Here is a 20217-nt window from a genome sequence, read left to right as displayed (position 1 = left end):
CGTTATTCCGCATCGCATGGAAACTACCCTCCCGAAAGGAATTGCTAAAAAACTGGCGACACTAGAAGACAAGATGCAGATGCTCATCTTTGCCAGGCAACAGCTTAAGTGGTCCATTTCGGAGCTTCAGCGCGAAAATGCCGAATTACGAAGTACTACTGCTTTGTTAAAGGAAGAGTTGAAGGAAACCAAGAAAAAATACAGTTCTTTGCAAAAAGACTTTAATAAATCCCAAAATTTCGCTAAGATTGTCACTAACAAGCTGACACCAACAGGCGGATTGTCCGAACTGAAAGAATCGGTTGAGCGATATATTCAAGAGATAGATAAGTGCATAGAAATGCTCGAAGAAACCTTATGACAGGTAACGATAGATCAAAACCGGACGCAACAGTTTTTATCAAGTTGCTGGACAGGGGCTTCCGATTGAGCGTCCCTGCCGATCATGAAACATACTACCGGGATGGTTATGAGGTATTCATGAAACGAGTAGCAATTCATAAAAAAGAAGGAGGCCACTACGATGACCTCGAAGCGATAGCGCTTACTTCGATCGAGTGTTTAGTCGCTTTGCAAAAAGCCCAGGAACAACTGGAAAGCCTAATCGCAGCCCTGGAAGAACGGGTGGATCACATGGATTCGTCGGTTACGCGGGCACTCGGTAAATAAATCTATCTCTCTCATTACTCAGTCTTTTGTATAGCAGCAGTTCGGCAGTGTAGACCTGAATAGGTTCAGCGGTTTTAAACCCAACTATTCGTAAACAGGAGCAACATGCCAGACTTTTTAGTTTTATTAATATCAGACCTTCTGGCTTTGGGGGTCGGTATTCTTGCCGGGAAGTACATTTTCCGGCAATCCTTCAAGCAGAAGGAGCAGGAAGCCCAGGAACGGGCGGCGGAGCTGATCCGAAATGCCGAGCTGTCGGCCGAGAACATCAAGAAAGACCGCATTCTGGAAGCTAAAGAGAAGTACCTGCGTTTAAAAACGGAATTTGAAGAGGACGCCAACAAAAAGCGGAATATCCTTCAGACCAACGAGCAGAAACTCAAGCAACGAGAGCAGCATCTTTCGCAGATGATGGAGCAAAACAAGCGCCGGGAAACCGAGCTTGAGCAGCTTAAAACCAACTTGGCCCAGCAGACCGAGGTAGCGGTAAAGCGCCGGGAAGAAGCCGAAAAGATGCTCCAGCAGCAAGTAGCGCAGCTGGAAAAAATCGCCAACCTGACCGCCGACCAGGCCCGTGACCAACTGGTAGATGCTTTAAAAGCCGAGGCCGACTCCAAAGCGGGCTCTTACGTGAAAAGCGCCATGGAAGAAGCACGACTGACGGCCACCAAAGAGGCTAAGAAGATCGTGATTGAGACCATCCAACGTACCGCGGCCGAACACGCCATCGAAAACTGCGTGTCGGTTTTCAACATCGAAAACGACGACATCAAAGGGAAAATCATTGGCCGCGAAGGGCGCAACATCCGAGCCCTGGAAGCGGCTACGGGCGTCGAAATCATTGTGGATGATACGCCCGAAGCCATCGTTATTTCCGGTTTCGACCCGGTTCGTCGCGAGATAGCCCGTCTTTCGCTGCACCGCCTGGTGCAGGATGGGCGTATTCACCCGGCCCGCATTGAAGAGGTAGTGGCCAAAACCCGCAAAAACATCGAAGACGAAATCGTGGAAATTGGTGAACGTACCGTCATCGATCTGGGGGTACACGGGTTGCACCCTGAGCTGGTGAAGATGATCGGTCGGATGCGCTTCCGGTCTTCCTACGGGCAGAATCTCCTGCAACACTCCCGCGAAGTAGCCAAGCTTTGTGCTACCATGGCTGCCGAGCTGGGGCTTAACGCCAAACTGGCCAAACGCGCCGGCCTACTGCACGATATTGGTAAAGTATGGCCGGAGGAGTCGGACCTGCCGCACGCTATTCTGGGCATGGAACTGGCCAAAAAATACAAGGAAAATCCGGAAGTTTGCAACGCCATCGGAGCTCACCACGACGAAATCGAGATGACCAGTATTCTCTCGCCGATTATCCAGGTGTGTGATGCCATCTCCGGCTCCCGTCCGGGCGCACGGCGCGAAATGATGGAGTCGTACATCCAGCGTTTGCGCGACCTCGAAAACATGGCTACTTCGTTTGATGGCGTGGAAAAGTGCTATGCCATTCAGGCGGGGCGCGAGCTCCGGGTTATCGTAGATGCTGAGAACGTCACCGACGAAAAAGCGGGCATGTTATCGTTCGAAATTTCCCAGAAGATTGAAAAAGAAATGCAATATCCAGGACAGATCAAGATCACGGTGATTCGTGAGATGAGGGCTGTAGCCTATGCCCGATAGCATTGGTGGTATTACAAGTACTATGGCCTGCCGTAGTAGGCAGGCCATTTTTATAGTAAGGGAGTTGAAGGGAGGGACAGCAAAGCCAGGCGATTGGCGGCTTCGTGCTACTAGCAAACCTACACACATGTGCGCCCTGATTTGTTAAAACCAATGCCATTGGAATCCAGAGTAGTTCTTATCACCGGTGCTTCTTCGGGAATAGGCCGGAGCGCTGCCACATACTTAGCAGAGAAAGGGTATAGAGTATTTGGAGCCAGTCGGAGTCGGCCGTCGGGTCAGTATAGCTTTGAGTGGGTCGCTATGGATGTGACGGACGAAACGTCGGTTCGGCAAGCGATGTCCAGCGTTTGGGAAAAAGCCCAGCGCCTGGATGTAGTGGTCAACAACGCCGGGCTGGGCATCGTTGGTCCGCTGGAAGAAACGCCGGATACCTTGATCGAAAGGGTACTTCAGACTAACTTTTTAGGGGTACTTCGGGTATGTCGACAGGCATTGCCCTACCTGCGCCACCACGAAGGAGGGATGATTATCAACGTGAGCTCTATTGCCGGAGCGATGGGCTTACCCTACCGTGGGATCTACAGTGCCAGCAAGGCCGCCGTAAAAGTGCTGACGGAGGCGCTGAGTATGGAATTGAAGGCACAAAACATACGCGTTTGCAGTGTACTGCCCGGTGATATCGCCACGCCCATCAACACGAACCGGCTGGTGGTGCCCCTGGTACCTAACTCCGTGTACCAAACTACCTTCGAGCGCATTCAGAGCCAAATTAACCACGAAGTAGCCAATGCCTCGGACCCCATTATTGTAGCCAAGCTGATTGCTCGAATTATGGAAAAGCCCCGCCCAAGACTGCATTATACCGTGGGGCCCTTTCTGCAGAAATTTTCCGTTTGGCTCAAAGTTTTTCTTCCCGACCGTCTCTTCGAATACATTCTTATGAAGTTTTATAAGGTCTAAGAAGGTATTTGAAGTATTAATATGATAGCGAAACGAGGCATTTTTTTAGCGCATAGCCGGAGGCTACGGGCTGAAAAAGTGCCGAAGTTGCAGCCGGAAAGACAAAGTTGCAGCTCAAAGAAACTAATTCAAACGCCTTCTAAAACCATTTTGGATAAGCACTTGTTAGTGCATTGGAAACTACCCGCTACTTGACTACCATTTCATGAACTATACCCAATTAAGTACCCAACAACGATTACAATTAGCTACGCTTGGTGAATTAAAAGCCGCAGGCTATCGCCCTCGCTCCATCAAACAGGAACTACGCGATAACCTGATTGAGAAAATAAGACGCAAGGAGGAGGTTTTTCCGGGAATCTGGGGCTATGAAGATACCGTAATCCCGGACGTAGAGCGCGCCATCCTCTCCATGCATAATCTTAACTTGCTGGGATTAAGGGGGCAGGCCAAAACGCGGATCGCCCGGATGATGGTAAACCTGCTCGATGAGTACATACCCACGCTCGTGGGGACTGACCTGAACGATGATCCTCTTCAGCCCCTCTCGCGCCACGCCAAAGATATCATTGCTGAGCACGGGGATGCGACGCCCATCGCCTGGCTGCACCGCGACGATCGCTATACCGAGAAGCTGGCTACGCCCGACGTGTCAGTCGCTGACTTGATCGGCGACGTGGACCCTATCAAAGCCGCTACCCTCAAGCTTCCCTATTCCGACGAGCGCGTGATCCATTTCGGGCTGATTCCCCGTTCGCATCGCGGTATTTTTGTTATTAACGAACTGCCTGATTTACAAGCACGTATTCAGGTAGCTCTCTTTAATATCCTGCAAGAAGGTGATATTCAGATCCGGGGCTTTAAGCTTCGTTTGCCCCTGGATATTCAGTTCATCTTTACGGCTAACCCAGAAGATTATACGAATCGAGGTAGTATTGTGACGCCCCTCAAAGACCGGATCGACAGCCAGATCGTGACCCACTACCCCAAAACGCTGGAAACCGGACTGAAAATTACCGGCCAGGAGGCCCACATCAAAACCGAGCAAAAAGGAATGGTGAAGGTCAATGACCTGGCCAAGGTACTTATTGAGCAAGTGGCCATTGAGGCGCGCGCTAGTGAATACGTAGATGCTAAAAGTGGCGTTTCGGCGCGGATGACCATTTCGGCCTACGAGAGTTTGGTGAGTGCCGCCGAACGACGCGCCTTGCTAAACGGCGAGAAGTCTACCTACGTGCGGGTATCAGACCTGTACGGCGTGGTACCGGCCATCTGCGGGAAAGTGGAGCTCGTGTACGAAGGCGAGGTGGAAGGACCCGTCATCGTGGCACAAAACTTGATTGCCAAGGCCATTCGGACTCAATTCCTCAATTTCTTTCCCGACCCGGAAAAAGCCAAAAAAGGAAAGCGCAACTTTTTTGCCAAAATTGTGGAGTGGTTTGGCAGTGGCAACGAGATCGACCTGTTCAGCGACATGACAGACCGTGAGTACCAGGCACGCCTCAAGACCATCGAAGGACTGGATGATTTTGTGGATGAATTTACCTCCCGCCTGAGCCGGGAAGAAAAGCTCTTCATGATGGAGTTTGCCCTCCACGGAATGGCCGAGTATTCGCTCATTGGCAAGCAGTCGCTGGATCAGGGCATGCATTTCAAAGACCTCGTAAGCAGTATGTTTTCGGGTCCGGGGGGCGACGACGAAGACTTTGATTTTGAGGATGACGAGGATGATGATACCAACTTGTTCTAGTTTATAAACGGAAAGGGATCCTGAACAGGATCCCTTTCTTACTTTAAAAACTAAACTTCGACTTATTCGGGCGAGCCTTCGTCTACTACGTTAGGCTCACTGGTGTCTACCAGCACGTCGGCATCTACGCCCACTTTCGCCCGGATTTTGTTTTCCAGCTCTTCCATCAGCTCAGGGTTGTCTTTGATGAGTGCCTTCACGGCATCCCGTCCCTGCCCCAAACGATTTCCGTCGTAGCTGAACCAGGAACCGGATTTCTTGATAATATCCAGCTCCACGGCCAGGTCAATGACCTCTCCGGCTTTGGAAATACCTTCGCCGTACATGATGTCAAACTCAATGACTTTGAAAGGCGGCGCCAGCTTGTTTTTGACTACTTTCACGCGGGTGCGGTTCCCCAGAATGTTGTCGGCGCTTTCTTTGATTTGGCCCACGCGGCGAATGTCCAACCGAATGGAAGCGTAGTACTTCAGCGCGTTACCACCGGTCGTGGTTTCGGGATTTCCGAACATCACCCCGATCTTCTCCCGCAGCTGGTTGATGAATATACAGCAACAACCGGTTTTGTTAATGACCCCGGTCAGCTTACGCAGCGCCTGCGACATCAAGCGGGCCTGTAATCCCATTTTACTGTCTCCCATTTCACCTTCTAGCTCGGCGCGGGGTACCAGAGCGGCCACGGAGTCAATCACGATGATGTCAATCGCGCCGCTGCTAATGAGGTGTTCGGTGATTTCGAGGGCCTGCTCGCCGCTGTCGGGCTGCGAGATCAGCAAGTTTTTGGTGTCGATCCCCAGCTTCTCGGCGTAGGAGCGGTCAAAAGCGTGCTCGGCATCCACAATGGCGGCCAGGCCACCTTTTTTCTGGGCTTCGGCGATGCAGTGCATGGCCAGGGTAGTTTTACCGGACGACTCGGGGCCGTATACCTCAACGACCCGCCCGCGCGGAACGCCCCCGATGCCCAGCGCCAGATCCAGGCCCAACGAGCCCGTAGAGATGACCGGGATGTCAAGTACCTTGCTGTCGCTGAGGCGCATGACGGTCCCCTTGCCGTAGGTTTTATCGAGTTTCTCCAGGGTAGTTTGCAGCGCTTTTAACTTGCTGTCTTTATCAACGGTCTGTGCCATAAAGGGATGATAATTGGTTGATTAGTGCATAAAAAAGGCGGTTACGGATGCTGCCAAAACCGCCTGGTGCTATTATAATATAAGAATGTAAATCTAGCGCAATTTATCCAAGAAAACAAATATATCCGGCGATGAATTCTTGCCTTAGTAGGTACTTTTTTTGGGTTTGATTGACGCTATTTTTTCTTGATCCGTAAGCACGGAAAATGCTTCGGGTACATGGGCCGTCAGGTACCTTCCGCGCTAAAAAGGTACTTCATTTTTGAAAACTGACCTAGCTCATCCTTTGCTGAAAGTACCCAAGGTACCTTTGTCAAAAAAGTACTCCTAATTGTTATATCCTAAGAATCGCTATGGTCATTTTTCTGTTCTTTGTAGCTCACTGGTACCTTTCGCTTTTGATGCAAACCTTTTTTCTCCACCGTTACGCGGCCCACAAGATGTTCACCATGAGTCCAGGCTGGGAGAAGTTCTTCTATACCCTGACTTGGATTTTTCAAGGCTCCTCGTTTTTAAGTCCCTACGCCTACGGTGTGATGCACCGGCTCCACCACGCCCACGCCGACACGGAGGATGATCCCCACTCGCCCAGCTTTTCCAGCAATCTTTTTGATATGATGTGGAAAACCAAAAACTATTACAACAAAATAGTCCACCGCACGGATAGCATCGAGGCCCGTTTTAAAAAAGGGGTACCTCACTGGGAATTTATGGAGCGCCTGGGCGACAGCTGGATGTCGCGCCTGGGCTGGGGGGTACTTTATACCCTGATCTATATTCAGTTTGCCACGGCCTGGTGGATGTTCCTGTTGCTGCCCATTCACTACCTCATGGGGCCGGTCCACGGGGTAATCATCAACTGGTACGCGCACAAGTACGGCTACGTGAATTTCAAAGTAAACGACACCGCCCGCAACCTGATGCCGTTCGACTTCCTGATGATGGGGGAGTCTTATCACAACAACCACCACAAGTTTGGCGGTAGAGCCAATTTTGGCATCAAATGGCACGAGTTTGATCCAACTTATCCACTCATTTTGCTCCTGAACGCCCTGCACGTGATCAAGCTCAAACCCAACAACGACCTCAACTACATGTAAAGGTGCCTGACGCAGGTACAGTACGCAGGCAGGCCCGGTTTTTTACAAAGCCGGGTTTGTTGTTTTTTGGGTAGTTCGCATTTCAAATGCCATCTTTGGGAAAAATTGATTCTAGATGGTTAAGAAAGTCCTGCTCTTCCTATTTTTGTTCCTACTTTTAGTGGGGTTATACTACCGGGAGCTTGTCAGCTATGGCTGGATGCAGGCAAAAGGGCAGGTATCCATCCTGATGAAGGTGGAGGACGTCGGAAAGGTACTGGCCGATCCCGCCTTTCCGGATTCCCTCAAAGCGCGCATCCGACTGATCGAAGAAATCAAGCGCTTCGGGGTAGATTCCCTGGGCCTGACGCCCTCCGAAAACTATACTACTTTCTATGACCAGCAGGGGAAACCCATCCTGTGGGTGATCACCGCCTCGGAGCGCTACCGGATCAAGGCGCGGGAGTGGAGTTTTCCCATCATCGGTAGTTTTCCCTACAAAGGTTTTTTTGACTCTACCCGCGCGGCCCGCGAAGAAGCCGCCCTCCTGGAGGAAGGCTGGGATACGGACATCGGGGAGGTCTCGGCCTGGTCGACGCTGGGGTACCTGAAAGACCCCATCCTGTCGAGTATGCTGGCGCGGTCGGAAGGCAGCCTGGCCAACCTGATCCTGCACGAGCTCACGCACGGAACGCTCTTTGTGAAAAGCGACCTGGAACTCAATGAGAACCTGGCCAGCTTTGTGGGCGATGTGGGCGCTGTACGCTTCCTGAACCAAAAGTACGGACCCGACTCGCCCCAGTTGAAGCGCTATGAGTTTTCTAAAGTTTATAACGACGCCTACGCGCAGCACGTACTACGCGGGGCCAACCGCCTGGATAGTTTGTACAATACGTTTCCCAACCGGGAGCCCGACGCGCAGAAGGATTCCCTCAAGTTCCAGCTCATTCGGCAGATAGTCCAGGACGCCGATACACTACTGGGCGGTAAGCTTACGTTGACTAAGAAGAAAAAGGACGGCGAAACTATTTTGCCCAATAACGCGTATTTTATTAGCTACCAAACCTATAAATCCAAGCAGAATAGCTTCCGGCAAGAGTTTGAAAATAAGTTTGGGGGAGATTTTAAAAACTACCTAGACTACCTGAAAAAGAAATATCCTTCGTTGTGAACAAACGAATAGCGCCATGAAATGTCTTCCTAAAGCGAAAATTTTCAGCCCTGGGCTGGCCCTGGTTTTCTTGCTTTTCGCTTTCACACCCGCCGACAACTACCGGTACATTCCCAATACGAGTTTCGGCGCGGGTGAGCGGATGGAGTACCGGGTGCACTACGGCTTCATCAATGCCGCCGAAGCCCGCGTAGAAGTCAACAAATCCATTTCGTACATCAATAGCCGTCCCTGCTACCGGGTCAATGTGTCGGGCCGGACGGTCGGGGCTTTTGATCTGGTGTCCCGCGTGCGCGACCAGTGGCGGTCGTACATCGATACTTCGGCCATTTTGCCGCACATGTTTTACCGGGAAATCAAAGAAAATAACTACCGCAAGGAAGAGACGGTGGTGTTCAACCACAAAAACAACACCGCGCAGGCTAGCGAAAAGGACGAGAAAAAATCCTTCAAGGTACCTGACAACGTACACGACATCATCAGTGGCTACTATTTTCTCCGGACCGTTAATTTCAATCGGGTGAGTGAGGGAGAAATCGTGGAGGTACCTACGTTTTTCGATGGAGAGGTATACAAGCTACGAGTGCGCTACGGGGGCAGGGACGTAGTTAAGACCAAGTTTGGTAAAATAAAGGTCTTGAAGCTAACGCCCCAAATCCCGGACAATAAATTTTTCAAAGGCGAAAATGCGCTGCGGATCTGGGTGTCGGACGATGATAACAAAGTACCCATCAAAGTACAGGTAGATCTGGTGATCGGGGCCCTGGAGATGGACATGAAGTCGTACCGGGGCCTTCGCACCGACCTCGTGTGGCTCTAGGTACTTCGGCGCACGCGCCACTCCTGAAGTACCCGCAGCGGAAAGGGCAGGGCGTTTCGCCGGAGGCTGTAAAAAGGTACCTGCTCCGCCCCGAAGCTCCGGTAAAACTGGGCAATGGAGTCGATGTCCGGGCTTTCAAAATCAAAAAAACGTTTCGTCGCGGCTTTTTCCTCAAAGTACCGGTCCAGCAGGTAGGTACGGGCATTCCCTTGGCGACCCGTGGCATCGGCGGCGTTGAAGAGGTAGGTACTTTGGTTTCCTTCTTCTACTACCATAATGCCCCCGTGGTACGTTCCGGCGCGCCGGGCGTAGCTCACCCGCACGCAGTTTTTTTTCTGAAGTACCCCGTAAAGTTGGCGTAAAGTACCGTAGGCGGCCTCGCTCACACCTCCGGCTACGCCGGGGGCGTGGTACGTTCTGAACCACCCAATGAGCGGCTCCACCGTGGTGTCTTCCACCCGTTCCCAGGTGTACTTTTGGGCTCGTTTGAGGTTTTTTCGGCGGTCTTCGTGGTAGTACTTCTGCTTCAGATCCAGGTAGGTTTCCTTAAGGTTGAGCCAGTACGTGTGGTGCAGGCGGAAGGAATAATTGGGTAGTTGGGACCGGTGCTGGTGCAGCAGGGGCGTATGAGCCGGATGAAAAGCGTAGCTGGAAATGTACGAAAAGGAACGGCCCAGCGCCGCCAGGAACGCAGAAAGCATCTCGGGCGTGAGGGGTACTTGCGAGAACGGCCCCAGGTACTGACAGAAAAAAGGCTGCTGCACCACGCGCAGGCCCCACTTTCGACGCAGCGGAAGGGGCATGACTACCTGGTAGTCATCGGCCGAAGGCCAGGCCAGTGCCATCCAGTCCGGCGCTACTACGTCCAGGTACCAGGCGTAGCCGTACACCACCCGTTGCGCCGAAAGCGCAATGGCCCGGTCCCAGCGGGCATCGTCGATCTGGGAGCGGCTGAGCAAAACGGGTGAGGGCATGGCAGCGAGAAAAAAGGCAGAAAGTGCAGCCGCGAAGTACCTACTTGAAGTAGCTCCGCAATTTCTGAACGGTTTCCTCCACATCCGGATCGCTCGTCATGAGGTCGTTGATGCTTTGGATGGAATGAATCACGGTACTGTGGTCGCGGCCGCCAAAGTGGTAGCCAATGGACTTGAGGGGTAGGTCGGTATAATCTTTGGCCAGGTACATGGCCAGCTGCCGCGGATAGACGTCCTCCTTTTTGCGGCTTTTGCTTTTCAGGTTGGCAATATTGATCTCGAAGTAGTCGGCCACGATCTCCTGGATGGTATCAATGGTTACTTCCTTCTCCTCGTCCATTACAATGTTTTTAAGGGTATTCTTGGCCAGCTCCACGTCGATCTCGCGGCGGGTGAGGGACGCCTGCGCCATGAGCGAGATAATCACCCCTTCCAGCTCCCGCACGTTGGTATTGACGCTATGCGCCACGTATTCAATCACATCGTACTCGATGTTGATGCCTTCTGACTGGAGTTTTTTCTGAATAATGGCGATCCGCGTTTCAAAGTCGGGCGTTTGCAAGTCGGCGGTAAGTCCCCACTTAAAGCGCGACAGCAGGCGGTCCTGCAGGCCCTGTAACTCGCGCGGCGGGCGGTCACTGGTCATGATGATCTGCTTGCCGAGCTGGTGCAGGTGGTTGAAGATGTGGAAGAAGGTGTCCTGCGTTTTTTCTTTTCCCGACAAGAACTGCACGTCGTCGATCACCAGCACATCTACCTTCATGTAGAAGTCCGTGAAGTCAGAAAGTTTGTTGTTCTTGATGGAATTGATAAACTGGTTGGTGAATTTCTCAGACGACACGTAGGTCACCATTTTGTCGTCGTAGTGGTTCCGGATGTAGTTCCCGATGGCCTGCACCAGGTGGGTTTTGCCCAATCCTACGCCTCCGTACACCATCAATGGGTTAAAGGAGGTGAGCCCCGGCCGCTGCGCCACCGCGAAGCCCGCCGAGCGCGCCAGGCGGTTGCAATCGCCCTCGATGAAGTTATCGAAGGAGTAGTTTCCGTTGAGGTACGTATCAAGCTGAAGCGAATCCTGATCTTTTACGTGGTTATTGGCGGCCAGCCGCGGGTCGGTCTGAAAATTGTCTGGGCGCGATGAAGCCGGCGTTTTCACCGTAGGGACGTTCATGGTCAGGGGCTGGTGCTTTTCATTGCCCGTATCCACAATGATGGAGTACTCCAGCATACCATCCCGGCCGATGGAATAGTCCAGCGCTTTTCGGAGCAAATGCACGTAGTTATCTTCCAGCCACTCGTAAAAAAACTGACTAGGTACCTGAATGGTAAGTACTTTGCCCTGGATACGGAGCGGACGGATGGGCTCGAACCATGTCTTATAGCTTTGCACAGGAATGCTTTCCTGCACAATGCGAAGGCATTTATCCCAGACTACGTCAACTTCCCTAGGGGCGGTAACTCGTTCCAATGTAAAATTCAGGTGATCAGGTGTCATTTTTTTTCGGGAGGGCAAAGATAGAAAAATACATATTGCTGCGTAAATAAAATTGCCACCTTACTAAACGGGAAGTTGAATTTAACACCAAGTAGCGGCGAAATCAAGCCGCAGAATAAAACTAGTAGAATAATGCAAGGCCGTCCAAGGGTGGATTGATTGCAATGGGGAATCCAATTAAAAAAATGTAATCGCAAATTCGTAGCTTTGTTTGGGAAGCGTCCACGCTTCGATTCACTTCAATCAACTCTACTATGCCGCAGCGTTTGTTCCCGGATTTTTCTGCTATGACCAAAGAAAGCTGGCAGCAACAAGTCCGGACTGATCTCAAAGGTACTTCGTACGAGTCTCTTCAACAGGTAGTTGGCGGCGGCGCGGCGCTGGAGCCCTACTACACCGCCGCTGAGCTGGACGAGCCACGGGCCCGGGAGGTGAGGGCCGCGCAGCGAAGCCAGCCCGGTTGGCTCAACCAACCCCTGGTTCGTTTTACCACCAGCCCGGACACCAACTGGCAACTCCTCGAGGCCCTGGACCGCGGGGCCGATGCGCTCTGGCTCGACCTGGGCACTACGTCCTTGCTGGCAACTGAAGTACCCAAAACACTCCATAAAATCAGGCTTACGGACGTTCCGATTATTTTTGAAACGTCCGGGATTTTGCCGGCCGATCTGGTAACCGAACTGACGCGCAACGCGCCTTACTACCTCAAAGGCGGCATCGCTGCCGACCCCCTGGCGCAGTGGATGCAGCGGGGTACTTCGTACGAGCTGTGCCTGGCCTCCGTGGGTGAAGCCATGACGGCTACCAAAGCCATGCGGGAGTTCCGGACCTGCGCCGTGGGGAGTCAGGTGTTTCACAACGCCGGTGCCGATCCGGTGCAGGAGCTGGCCTTCACGCTGGCACTTGCTACTGCCTACCTCGATGCCCTTACCGAGGCCGGCGTGCCGCCGCTGCTGGCCGTAAACCGGTTGTTCTTTTCTATTTCCGTAGGTACTTCTTATTTGACCGAGATCGCGAAGCTGCGGGCGCTAAGGTACCTCTACCGGCGCATTAGCCGGGCGTATCAACTACCCGACGCGCTATGCCGTACGCATGTCCACGCCCGTACGTCCACGCTGTACGAAACGACCTCCCTGCCGCCCAACAACCTGCTGCGCGCAACGTCGGAAGCCATGAGTGCCGTTGTGGGCGGATGCGACGCGCTGAGCGTCCGGCCTTTCGACAGCACCCTGGGCGAGCCGACGGCGTTTTCGTCGCGGTTGGCGCGTAATGTTTCTTTGGTGTTGAAAGAAGAAGGGTACCTGGGCTTTGTGGCGGACCCGGCGGCGGGCTCGTACTACCTGGAAACCCTCACGCTGCAACTCGCCGACGCGGCCTGGGCGTTGTTTCTGGACGTGGAAGAACGAGGAGGCTTGATTAAAGCTTTTGAGCAAAATTTTATTCAGGATAAAATCCAAAAAGCCTGGGAAGAAAAACAAGCGGCCTATGCCCAGGGACGGGTGCTGGTAGGGGTCAATAAGTATCAGGCCGAAGAGCCGGGGGGTACTTACCAACAGGTACCTTCCTCCGAAAAGAATACAAGTAGCGAGGTACTTCCGTTTGATCTATTACCAGACCGACGGCTGGAAACCTACCTTCTTAACCAGGATTAGCCGTAAGCACCGTACACCTATGAAACCCAATTTTTTTGATACAAGCCTTTATCAGTTCGCGGAAGCGCCAGAAGTACCTTCCGGCGCGGTACCCAAACCGGCACTAACGGCGGAGGGAATCAAAGTAAAGCCGCGCTACACGCCGGAAGATACCCAGGACGCCGAGCACCTGAACTTTGGGGCCGGCCAACCGCCCTTTTTGCGCGGGCCCTACGCCACCATGTACCTGCAGCGCCCCTGGACCATCCGGCAGTACGCCGGGTACTCTACGGCCGAGGAGTCCAACGCCTTCTACCGCCGCAACCTGGCCGCCGGACAAAAGGGCCTTTCGGTGGCCTTTGACCTGGCTACGCACCGGGGCTACGATTCGGATCATCCGCGGGTGGTGGGTGATGTAGGCAAGGCGGGCGTGGCCATCGACTCCGTGGAGGACATGAAAATTCTCTTTGACCAAATCCCGCTGGACGAGATGTCCGTGTCGATGACTATGAACGGGGCCGTGCTTCCGGTGCTGGCGTTTTATATCGTAGCTGCCGAGGAGCAGGGGGTACTTCCGGAAAAATTAACGGGTACCATTCAGAACGACATTCTGAAGGAATTCATGGTGCGCAATACCTACATCTACCCGCCCGCGCCCTCCATGCGCATTGTGGGCGATATTTTTGCGTACACGTCGCGGATGATGCCCAAGTTCAACTCCATCAGCATCAGCGGGTACCACATGCACGAAGCGGGCGCGCCCGCGCACCTGGAGCTGGCCTATACCCTGGCCGACGGCCTGGAGTACATCCGTACGGGCCTCCAGGCGGGCATGTCCATTGACGCTTTTGCGCCCCGGCTTTCGTTCTTCTGGGGCATTGGGATGAACCATTTTATGGAAATTGCGAAGCTGCGGGCGGGGCGTTTGCTGTGGGCGAAGATTGTGCAGTCGTTTAACCCGCAAAGTACCAAGTCGCTGGCGCTGCGTACCCACTGCCAAACCAGCGGCTACAGTCTCACCGAGCAAGACCCCTACAACAACGTGACCCGTACTTGCGTGGAGGCGATGGCCGCCGTGCTGGGCCACACGCAGTCGCTGCACACCAACTCGCTCGACGAAGCCATTGCCCTGCCTACTGACTTTTCGGCCCGTATTGCCCGCAATACCCAGCTTTTCCTGCAGCACGAAACCGACATCGTCCGGGCCGTGGACCCCTGGGGCGGCTCGTACTATGTAGAGTACCTTACCCACGAGCTGGTGCAGAAAGCCTGGGCGCTAATCGAGGAGGTAGAGCAGCTGGGCGGCATGACGAAGGCCATCGAAACGGGCCTGCCCAAGATGCGGATCGAAGAGGCCGCCGCCCGCAAGCAGGCGCGCATCGACTCGGGCAAGGACGTGATCGTGGGCGTAAACAAGTACCGGACCGACGAGCCCGAAACCATCGAGATTCGGGACATCGACAACCAGGCCGTGCGGTTGGCGCAGATCAAGCGCCTGGAGGAAGTAAAAGCCGGGCGCAATACGGAGCGCGTGCAGGCCACGCTAGCTCGCCTTACCGAAGCTTGCACCCAGGCTGGCGGTACCGACATGCCCAGCAACCTCCTGGCCCTGGCCGTAGAGGCTGCCCGTGAGCGTGCTACCCTGGGGGAAATTTCGGATGCGATGGAAAAAATATTTGGACGCTACAAAGCCGTGATACGATCTATTTCAGGAATTTATAAAGCCGAAGTGTCCGATGACGAGAACTTCCGGCAGGCCCAAGCCATGGCCGATCAGTTTGCGGAGCTGGAAGGTCGCCGTCCGCGGATCATGGTGGCCAAGATGGGCCAGGATGGCCACGACCGGGGCGCTAAGGTAATCGCCACGAGCTTTGCGGACCTGGGGTTCGACGTAGACGTCGGTCCGCTTTTCCAGACGCCCGAGGAGGTAGCCCGTCAGGCCGCCGAGAACGACGTGCACGTGGTAGGTGCCTCCAGCCTGGCCGCCGGGCACAAAACCTTGGTACCGCAGCTCATCGAGGAGCTGAAAAAGCTGGGCCGGGAGGATATAATGGTCATTGCGGGGGGCGTCATTCCCGCCCAGGACTACCCCTACCTGTACGAAGCGGGCGTGAAGGGTATCTTCGGCCCCGGTACCATCATTTCGGTGGCCGCCCAAAAAATTCTCCAGGAACTGATGGCGGAGTAGGTACCTTTGGCTGGGAAATGGAATTTATGTTATTTTAGAATGACGCTCTCCCTGATTTGCCGCTCGTCCTGATTTGTAATCAGGACGCTGTCATGTAGCGTTTTAAACGCGAGTTAGAGCCAGCACTCGATTACAAATTGGGGTTGACTTTTTTGTAGCTAACCCTCCGCTTCCGTCCTAAAAAAATTCAACTCTTTTTGATAAGCTTCGATGTGCTGCTGTTGGGTACTTTCTTCCCAGCCAAGTACCTGCGCCATGAGCGCTACGACCGTGGGTAGGCAGTGCAGCGTGGCTTGCCAGTCGGTGATCTCCAGCCGGAGGCGGCGGGCCAGCACGTCGCGGGGCACGACGGCCATTTCGTGCTGGGTAGCGTAAAGTACCTCCGCTTTGAGGTAAGGGTACCTGGGCACCAGCCGCTCGGCCAGTACCGGGTTGGCTACGGTGAGCCCGGCCACTCGCTCGGCCCGAGAGCCGTACTTGAGAACCAGGTGTTGGCACACGTCGGGCGGGAGCTGGTAGGTACTTTGGAGGGTTTGCCAATGGTCGTACGAGTACCCTTCGCCTCCGGCCAGGGTATGGTCGGCGGTGCGGCAGGGGTGGGGGTGGCCCAGGAGCTGGTCGGCGGCGTCGAGGGTATCCTTGGCCATGAGGCGGTAGGTGGTCCACTTGCCGCCCAGCAGGCTCAGCAGGCCGGAAACTTCGTCGTGTTCTACCTCGTGGTCGCGGGTGAGGCGCTTGGTAGCCTTGCGGGGATCGGCCGCCAGCAAAGGGCGTAAACCGCCAAAGCCCGCCTTCACCTGCCTGGGATCCAGTTTTTGGGCTAAAAAAGGTTGCAAAGTACTTAGCAAAAAATCCACCTCTTTTTTCTCCAGCACCGGCTCCTTTTCGAGCTGGGTATACTCCGTATCCGTAGTGCCGAGCAGCAGTTCCCCCTCAAACGGAATGGCGAACACCACGCGCCCGTCGCTCGTTTTCGGAATCAGCATGGCGTCCTGGCTGCCAAGTACCTCTCGGGGCAGCACCACGTGTACCCCCTTGCTGGGGCGAATCCGCGGTGGAAGCTGCGGGTTGGCTTGAAGTCTAATAAAGTCTGAATAAGGACCCGTGCAATTGATGAACAGGCGCGCCCGCAGGGGGAAGGTACCCGCACCGAGCTGATCTTCCACCAGGGCGGCTTGTAGTTTGCCCGACGAATCTTTCTCAAAAGCGCAGACCGAGAGGTAGTTGGCCACAGCTACGCCCGCCTCCGCCGCCGACTGCACCAGCGCCAGGCAGTAGCGGGCGTCGTCGAGCTGTCCGTCGTGGTAGAGCACGGCGCTGTGGAGGGTACTTGGGTTGAGGGTAGGCATTCGGCGAAGTACCTCTTTTTTGTTGAGCCACCGACTGACGGGAAGCGAATCCTGCTGCGCAAACCAGTCGTACAGCCGCAGGCCGATGCTGAAGTACAAGCCCTCCAGCCAGGAGCCAACCGGGGTGAGCAAGGCCAGCGGACGGGCCAGGTGAGGCGCGTTTTTCAACACAATATGCCGCTCCTGCAAACCGTGCCGTACCTGCGTGAGTTGGGCAAAATCCAGGTTTTTGAAGGCCTGATCCAGGTACCTTACGCCGCCGTGAATAAGCTTGGTAGAGCGGGAAGATGTTTCGGAGGCGAAATCTTTTTTATCAATTAGGGCTACCCGGTAGCCCCGCAGGGCGGCGTCGAGCGCACAGCCAGCCCCGCTGGCCCCGGCTCCAATAATACAAATGTCAAAGGTTTCCTCTTGTAAGCGTCGTAAATTGGGGGAGCGGTTCATGCGGAAGGGGGTAGGGCCATGCAAAACTACCAGCTTTTGGCCGCTAATGAAAGCATTAAAGTACTTACGCTACCAAAATTTGCGAAGCGAGGGAAAGGTACCTGTAGCCTCCTTTACATAGGAATACCCGGGCAGAAGGGTTGCCGAGTACCTACTTATTAAAATTTTTATAACCTGCGGGCAGGCTCAAAAAATGGGTCAGATTTTCCCGGTACTTTTCCTCGTTGAGTTGGTAGAAGTAGGCCCCTTTTTTCGAGTTTGCCTTGTCCTTTTCTTTCAGGCGGATCAGCAGATCCGTAGCCAGGATCATGCGCCGGAAGTTACCCTTGTCGAGCTCGGTTTCGTAGATGGCGTCGTACAGATTGCGGAGCTGGGTAAGCGTAAACCGTTCCGGAAGTAGCTCGAAGCCAATGGGATGCAGCGCCGCTTTGTACCGCAGGCGTTCCTTGGCCTGCTGCACCATTTGGGTATGGTCGAAAATCAGCTCGGGGATATCCGACACCGGAAACCAGTGCGCTTCGTAGTCGTCGGTGATTTGGTGCTGGTAGTTATGGATGTTGATGAGGGCAAAGTACGTCACCGAGATGGTACGCTCCACGGGGTCACGCTGGGTGTTGCTATAAACCTTCAGCTCTTCTAAGTACACGTCGTGCATGCCCGTGAGCCGGTGCAAAATTCGCTGCGCGGCCTGGTCTAAGTTTTCGTGTAGCTTCAGTAGCCCGCCCATCAGCGCCCATTTTCCCTTCTCGGGCTCGATGTGCCTTTTGACGAGCAGGAGCTGCAATCCAATTTCTTCGTCGTAGCCAAAGACGATGCAGTCGATGGCTACCAGGATTCGGTCGCCGTGGGTGTAGTGGGAAGGGGTCGTTTCGCTAGGTACCGTTTCGGGTTGTGGCTGGCTCATGCGTTTGTGGATCAGGGTAGGCTTTCGGAAACCAAAACGGGCCTCCTTACCCTTATAAAGTCAATCAGGTGGCGGGATTAACCATCTTGAAAGGATAATTAACGCATTTTAATAAAAAAAGTACCAAAAGGTACCTTAGCAAGCACCTTTTGCATGAACGCCATGCCCTCAGGCGGGCTTCACGATGGTATTTTCGTCCAGGTACTTGCCTTGCTCACAGGCCGAGAGGTTGGCCAGGGTGATCTGGGCAATTTGGGTAAGCGCTTCTTCGGTGAAAAATCCCTGGTGCGAGGTAATGAGCACGTTCGGGAAAGTGAGCAGGCGCATCAGCAAATCGTCGTGGATGATGGAGTCGGATAGGTCCTGAAAGAAAAAATCGGCTTCCTGCTCGTAGACGTCGATGCCCAGGTACCCTACGCGCTGGTCTTTTAGTGCCTTCACCACGGCGTGCGTGTCAATGAGGGCACCCCGGCTGGTATTGATGAGCATCATACCCGGCTTAAGCTTTTGGAGCGCTGCTTCGTCAATGAAATGGTGGGTTTCGGGCGTGAGCGGGCAGTGAAGCGAGAGAATGTCCGACTGCGCCAAAAGCGTATCTTTTTCCACGTAGGCAATCCCCCGGCTTTCCAAAGCCGCGTTCGGGTACGGATCATACGCCAGGACCCGGCAGCCAAATCCCTGCAGAATGCCAGCAAATACTTCCCCGATTTTCCCGGTACCTACTACACCTACGGTTTTTCCGTACAGATCGAAACCTTCCAGGCGCTCCAGCGAGAAATTCCCCTCCCGTACCCGGTTGTAGGCTTTGTGGGTTTTGCGGTTCAGGGTCAGGATGAGGGCCACGGCGTGCTCGGCTACCGCGTGGGGCGAGTAGGCCGGTACCCGTACTACCCCGATTCCGAGCCGCTTGGCGGCGTCCAGGTCTACGTTGTTGTAGCCCGCACAGCGCAGGGCAATGAGCCGGATGCCGCTTTTGGCCAGCGCTTCCAGGATGGGTTGATCCAGGACATCGTTTACAAAAACGCAGACGGCGTCGTGATCTGAGGCCAGGGCCACGGAACGATGGTCGAGTTTGTTCTCAAAGTACGTGAATGAATGCCCGTTGTTGAAGCGATCAAAAAAAGTGCGGTCGTACGACTTGGTACTAAAAAAAGCTACTTGCATGGCATTAACAGAATTGTGAGTGGTATTTGTAGGATGTTCCTAAGCGGGAGCTAGTATAGGCAGAGATTGAACGGATAGCAACGTTCAGAGCCCAAACATGACGAAAAGCATTCCTTGGAGGTACCTTACTGACCAATGTCAGGGTGACCGGTCGGTGGTTAAGGACTTCAAAAAGTAGCTACTACTTTCAAAAGCCTACCGTTGGCACAGTATTATAACCTATTAAGAAGTTCTATTGTTATAAACGTATAGCGATTGCTCAATCAAAAACGAACTTAAACCAAACTACAAGATGGGATTGTTTTCATTTCTTAAAGGAGCCGGTGAAAAAATATTGACCAAAGACCAACCCGCCGCTACCCCCGAAAAAGCAGCCGAAGCGGAGCCCTTACGCGCGAGCGTGCTGCTCAACCACGTGAAGAAGCTCGGCCTGCCTTACCATAACCTTACGGTGAAAACGTCGGGAGATACCGTGGTGCTGGAAGGGGAGGTAGAAAAGCAGGAAGACTCCGAGAAAATTACGCTGGCCGTAGGTAACGTGGATGGCGTAGCCGTGGTTGATAACCGCATGAAGGTCCGGGAAACGAAGCCGGAGGCCAGGTACCATACGGTGGAGAAGGGTGATACTCTCTCAAAAATTGCCAAAGAATACTACGGAGACATGATGAAGTACCCCACCATTTTTGAAGCCAACAAACCCATGCTCTCGGACCCCGATAAGATTTACCCCGGCCAGGTGCTTCGAATCCCGAATTTGGTGACGAACTAGGCAGGTACCTTCCTGAGGTACTTTCATACCTTAAAACAAACGCCCCGGC

General features: G+C 53.8%; 17 protein-coding genes. 11 read left to right on the top strand and 6 right to left on the bottom strand.

The features are described from left to right. Positions 1-16 precede the first annotated feature (16 nt). The 5 genes from HNQ92_RS09895 (at position 17) to HNQ92_RS09875 (ending at position 5053) form a co-directional block, all read left to right on the top strand. Positions 17-361: a hypothetical protein gene (locus tag HNQ92_RS09895; RefSeq protein ID WP_184173644.1), complete on the top strand. Its 345-nt coding sequence runs from the start codon at positions 17-19 to the stop codon at positions 359-361. Then, positions 358-669 (top strand): cell division protein ZapA, encoded by a 312-nt coding sequence (locus HNQ92_RS09890; protein ID WP_184173642.1) that lies wholly within the window; start codon positions 358-360, stop codon positions 667-669. The genes HNQ92_RS09895 and HNQ92_RS09890 overlap by 4 nt, the downstream gene beginning before the upstream one ends. Before the next feature lie 105 nt (positions 670-774). Further along, the gene (rny, locus tag HNQ92_RS09885; protein ID WP_184173640.1) at positions 775-2340 is read left to right on the top strand and encodes a ribonuclease Y; all 1566 of its coding nucleotides are present in this window, start codon (positions 775-777) and stop codon (positions 2338-2340) included. Positions 2341-2493: 153 nt separating this feature from the next. Continuing rightward, positions 2494-3303: an SDR family oxidoreductase gene (locus HNQ92_RS09880; RefSeq protein ID WP_184173638.1), complete on the top strand. Its 810-nt coding sequence runs from the start codon at positions 2494-2496 to the stop codon at positions 3301-3303. A gap of 205 nt (positions 3304-3508) precedes the next feature. Continuing rightward, positions 3509-5053, top strand: a complete 1545-nt coding sequence (locus HNQ92_RS09875) for a sigma 54-interacting transcriptional regulator (RefSeq protein ID WP_184173635.1) — start codon at positions 3509-3511, stop codon at positions 5051-5053. Positions 5054-5115: 62 nt separating this feature from the next. Here HNQ92_RS09875 and recA read toward each other — a convergent pair whose 3' ends face one another. Next, positions 5116-6180: a recombinase RecA gene (gene recA / locus HNQ92_RS09870; RefSeq protein WP_184173633.1), complete on the bottom strand. Its 1065-nt coding sequence runs from the start codon at positions 6178-6180 to the stop codon at positions 5116-5118. 353 nt (positions 6181-6533) lie between these two features. On the opposite strand from recA, the gene HNQ92_RS09865 reads away from it, so the two are divergent. From HNQ92_RS09865 to HNQ92_RS09855, 3 genes are all read left to right on the top strand, one after another. After that, positions 6534-7280: an acyl-CoA desaturase gene (locus HNQ92_RS09865; RefSeq protein WP_184173631.1), complete on the top strand. Its 747-nt coding sequence runs from the start codon at positions 6534-6536 to the stop codon at positions 7278-7280. A gap of 115 nt (positions 7281-7395) precedes the next feature. Continuing rightward, positions 7396-8430, top strand: coding sequence for an aminopeptidase (locus HNQ92_RS09860; protein WP_184173629.1), 1035 nt, complete (start codon positions 7396-7398; stop codon positions 8428-8430). Between the two features lie 16 nt (positions 8431-8446). Continuing rightward, positions 8447-9250, top strand: a complete 804-nt coding sequence (locus tag HNQ92_RS09855; RefSeq protein WP_184173627.1) for a DUF3108 domain-containing protein — start codon at positions 8447-8449, stop codon at positions 9248-9250. Here the strand turns inward: HNQ92_RS09855 and HNQ92_RS09850 are convergent. Further along, a complete protein-coding gene (locus HNQ92_RS09850; RefSeq protein WP_184173625.1) occupies positions 9247-10224 on the bottom strand; it encodes a GNAT family N-acetyltransferase in 978 nt (325 codons plus the stop codon). The two genes, HNQ92_RS09855 and HNQ92_RS09850, sit on opposite strands and share 4 nt — an antisense overlap. Before the next feature lie 40 nt (positions 10225-10264). Beyond that, positions 10265-11719 (bottom strand): chromosomal replication initiator protein DnaA, encoded by a 1455-nt coding sequence (gene dnaA, locus HNQ92_RS09845; protein ID WP_184173623.1) that lies wholly within the window; start codon positions 11717-11719, stop codon positions 10265-10267. Between the two features lie 287 nt (positions 11720-12006). Between dnaA and HNQ92_RS09840 the strand changes: the two genes are divergently transcribed. Continuing rightward, positions 12007-13371 (top strand): methylmalonyl-CoA mutase family protein, encoded by a 1365-nt coding sequence (locus HNQ92_RS09840; protein ID WP_184173621.1) that lies wholly within the window; start codon positions 12007-12009, stop codon positions 13369-13371. Positions 13372-13390: 19 nt separating this feature from the next. After that, positions 13391-15538 (top strand): methylmalonyl-CoA mutase, encoded by a 2148-nt coding sequence (scpA, locus tag HNQ92_RS09835; RefSeq protein ID WP_184173619.1) that lies wholly within the window; start codon positions 13391-13393, stop codon positions 15536-15538. 158 nt (positions 15539-15696) lie between these two features. Here scpA and HNQ92_RS09830 read toward each other — a convergent pair whose 3' ends face one another. From HNQ92_RS09830 to HNQ92_RS09820, 3 genes are all read right to left on the bottom strand, one after another. Then, positions 15697-17331: a glycerol-3-phosphate dehydrogenase/oxidase gene (locus HNQ92_RS09830; RefSeq protein WP_184173617.1), complete on the bottom strand. Its 1635-nt coding sequence runs from the start codon at positions 17329-17331 to the stop codon at positions 15697-15699. Positions 17332-17482: 151 nt separating this feature from the next. Next, complete coding sequence (locus HNQ92_RS09825) at positions 17483-18235, bottom strand: NUDIX hydrolase (RefSeq protein ID WP_184173615.1); 753 nt, start codon at positions 18233-18235, stop codon at positions 17483-17485. A gap of 168 nt (positions 18236-18403) precedes the next feature. Beyond that, on the bottom strand, positions 18404-19399 hold the full coding sequence (locus HNQ92_RS09820; RefSeq protein ID WP_184173613.1) for a 2-hydroxyacid dehydrogenase: 996 nt from the start codon (positions 19397-19399) through the stop codon (positions 18404-18406). 292 nt (positions 19400-19691) lie between these two features. Here HNQ92_RS09820 and lysM point away from each other — a divergent pair, with 292 nt between their 5' ends. Next, positions 19692-20168, top strand: a complete 477-nt coding sequence (gene lysM, locus HNQ92_RS09815; RefSeq protein WP_184173611.1) for a peptidoglycan-binding protein LysM — start codon at positions 19692-19694, stop codon at positions 20166-20168. The last annotated feature ends 49 nt before the right edge of the window (positions 20169-20217 follow it).

The organism is Rhabdobacter roseus (genome assembly GCF_014202275.1).
GTDB classification, from domain to species: domain Bacteria; phylum Bacteroidota; class Bacteroidia; order Cytophagales; family Spirosomataceae; genus Rhabdobacter; species Rhabdobacter roseus.
The sequence above is the reverse complement of the archived record's forward strand: the minus strand, read 5'-3'. Positions and strand labels throughout refer to the sequence as shown.

Bases quoted from the DNA above. Each gene is read 5' to 3' on its own strand.
- HNQ92_RS09840 (WP_184173621.1), top strand. From the start codon at position 12,007: ATGACCAAAGAAAGCTGGCAGCAACAAGTCCGGACTGATCTCAAAGGT.
- HNQ92_RS09855 (WP_184173627.1), top strand. From the start codon at position 8,447: ATGAAATGTCTTCCTAAAGCGAAAATTTTCAGCCCTGGGCTGGCCCTG.
- HNQ92_RS09890 (WP_184173642.1), top strand. From the start codon at position 358: ATGACAGGTAACGATAGATCAAAACCGGACGCAACAGTTTTTATCAAG.
- HNQ92_RS09865 (WP_184173631.1), top strand. From the start codon at position 6,534: ATGGTCATTTTTCTGTTCTTTGTAGCTCACTGGTACCTTTCGCTTTTG.
- HNQ92_RS09820 (WP_184173613.1), bottom strand. From the start codon at position 19,399: ATGCAAGTAGCTTTTTTTAGTACCAAGTCGTACGACCGCACTTTTTTT.
- HNQ92_RS09880 (WP_184173638.1), top strand. From the start codon at position 2,494: ATGCCATTGGAATCCAGAGTAGTTCTTATCACCGGTGCTTCTTCGGGA.
- HNQ92_RS09850 (WP_184173625.1), bottom strand. From the start codon at position 10,224: ATGCCCTCACCCGTTTTGCTCAGCCGCTCCCAGATCGACGATGCCCGC.
- recA (WP_184173633.1), bottom strand. From the start codon at position 6,180: ATGGCACAGACCGTTGATAAAGACAGCAAGTTAAAAGCGCTGCAAACT.
- rny (WP_184173640.1), top strand. From the start codon at position 775: ATGCCAGACTTTTTAGTTTTATTAATATCAGACCTTCTGGCTTTGGGG.
- HNQ92_RS09825 (WP_184173615.1), bottom strand. From the start codon at position 18,235: ATGAGCCAGCCACAACCCGAAACGGTACCTAGCGAAACGACCCCTTCC.
- dnaA (WP_184173623.1), bottom strand. From the start codon at position 11,719: ATGACACCTGATCACCTGAATTTTACATTGGAACGAGTTACCGCCCCT.
- HNQ92_RS09830 (WP_184173617.1), bottom strand. From the start codon at position 17,331: ATGAACCGCTCCCCCAATTTACGACGCTTACAAGAGGAAACCTTTGAC.
- scpA (WP_184173619.1), top strand. From the start codon at position 13,391: ATGAAACCCAATTTTTTTGATACAAGCCTTTATCAGTTCGCGGAAGCG.
- lysM (WP_184173611.1), top strand. From the start codon at position 19,692: ATGGGATTGTTTTCATTTCTTAAAGGAGCCGGTGAAAAAATATTGACC.
- HNQ92_RS09860 (WP_184173629.1), top strand. From the start codon at position 7,396: ATGGTTAAGAAAGTCCTGCTCTTCCTATTTTTGTTCCTACTTTTAGTG.
- HNQ92_RS09875 (WP_184173635.1), top strand. From the start codon at position 3,509: ATGAACTATACCCAATTAAGTACCCAACAACGATTACAATTAGCTACG.
- HNQ92_RS09895 (WP_184173644.1), top strand. From the start codon at position 17: ATGGAAACTACCCTCCCGAAAGGAATTGCTAAAAAACTGGCGACACTA.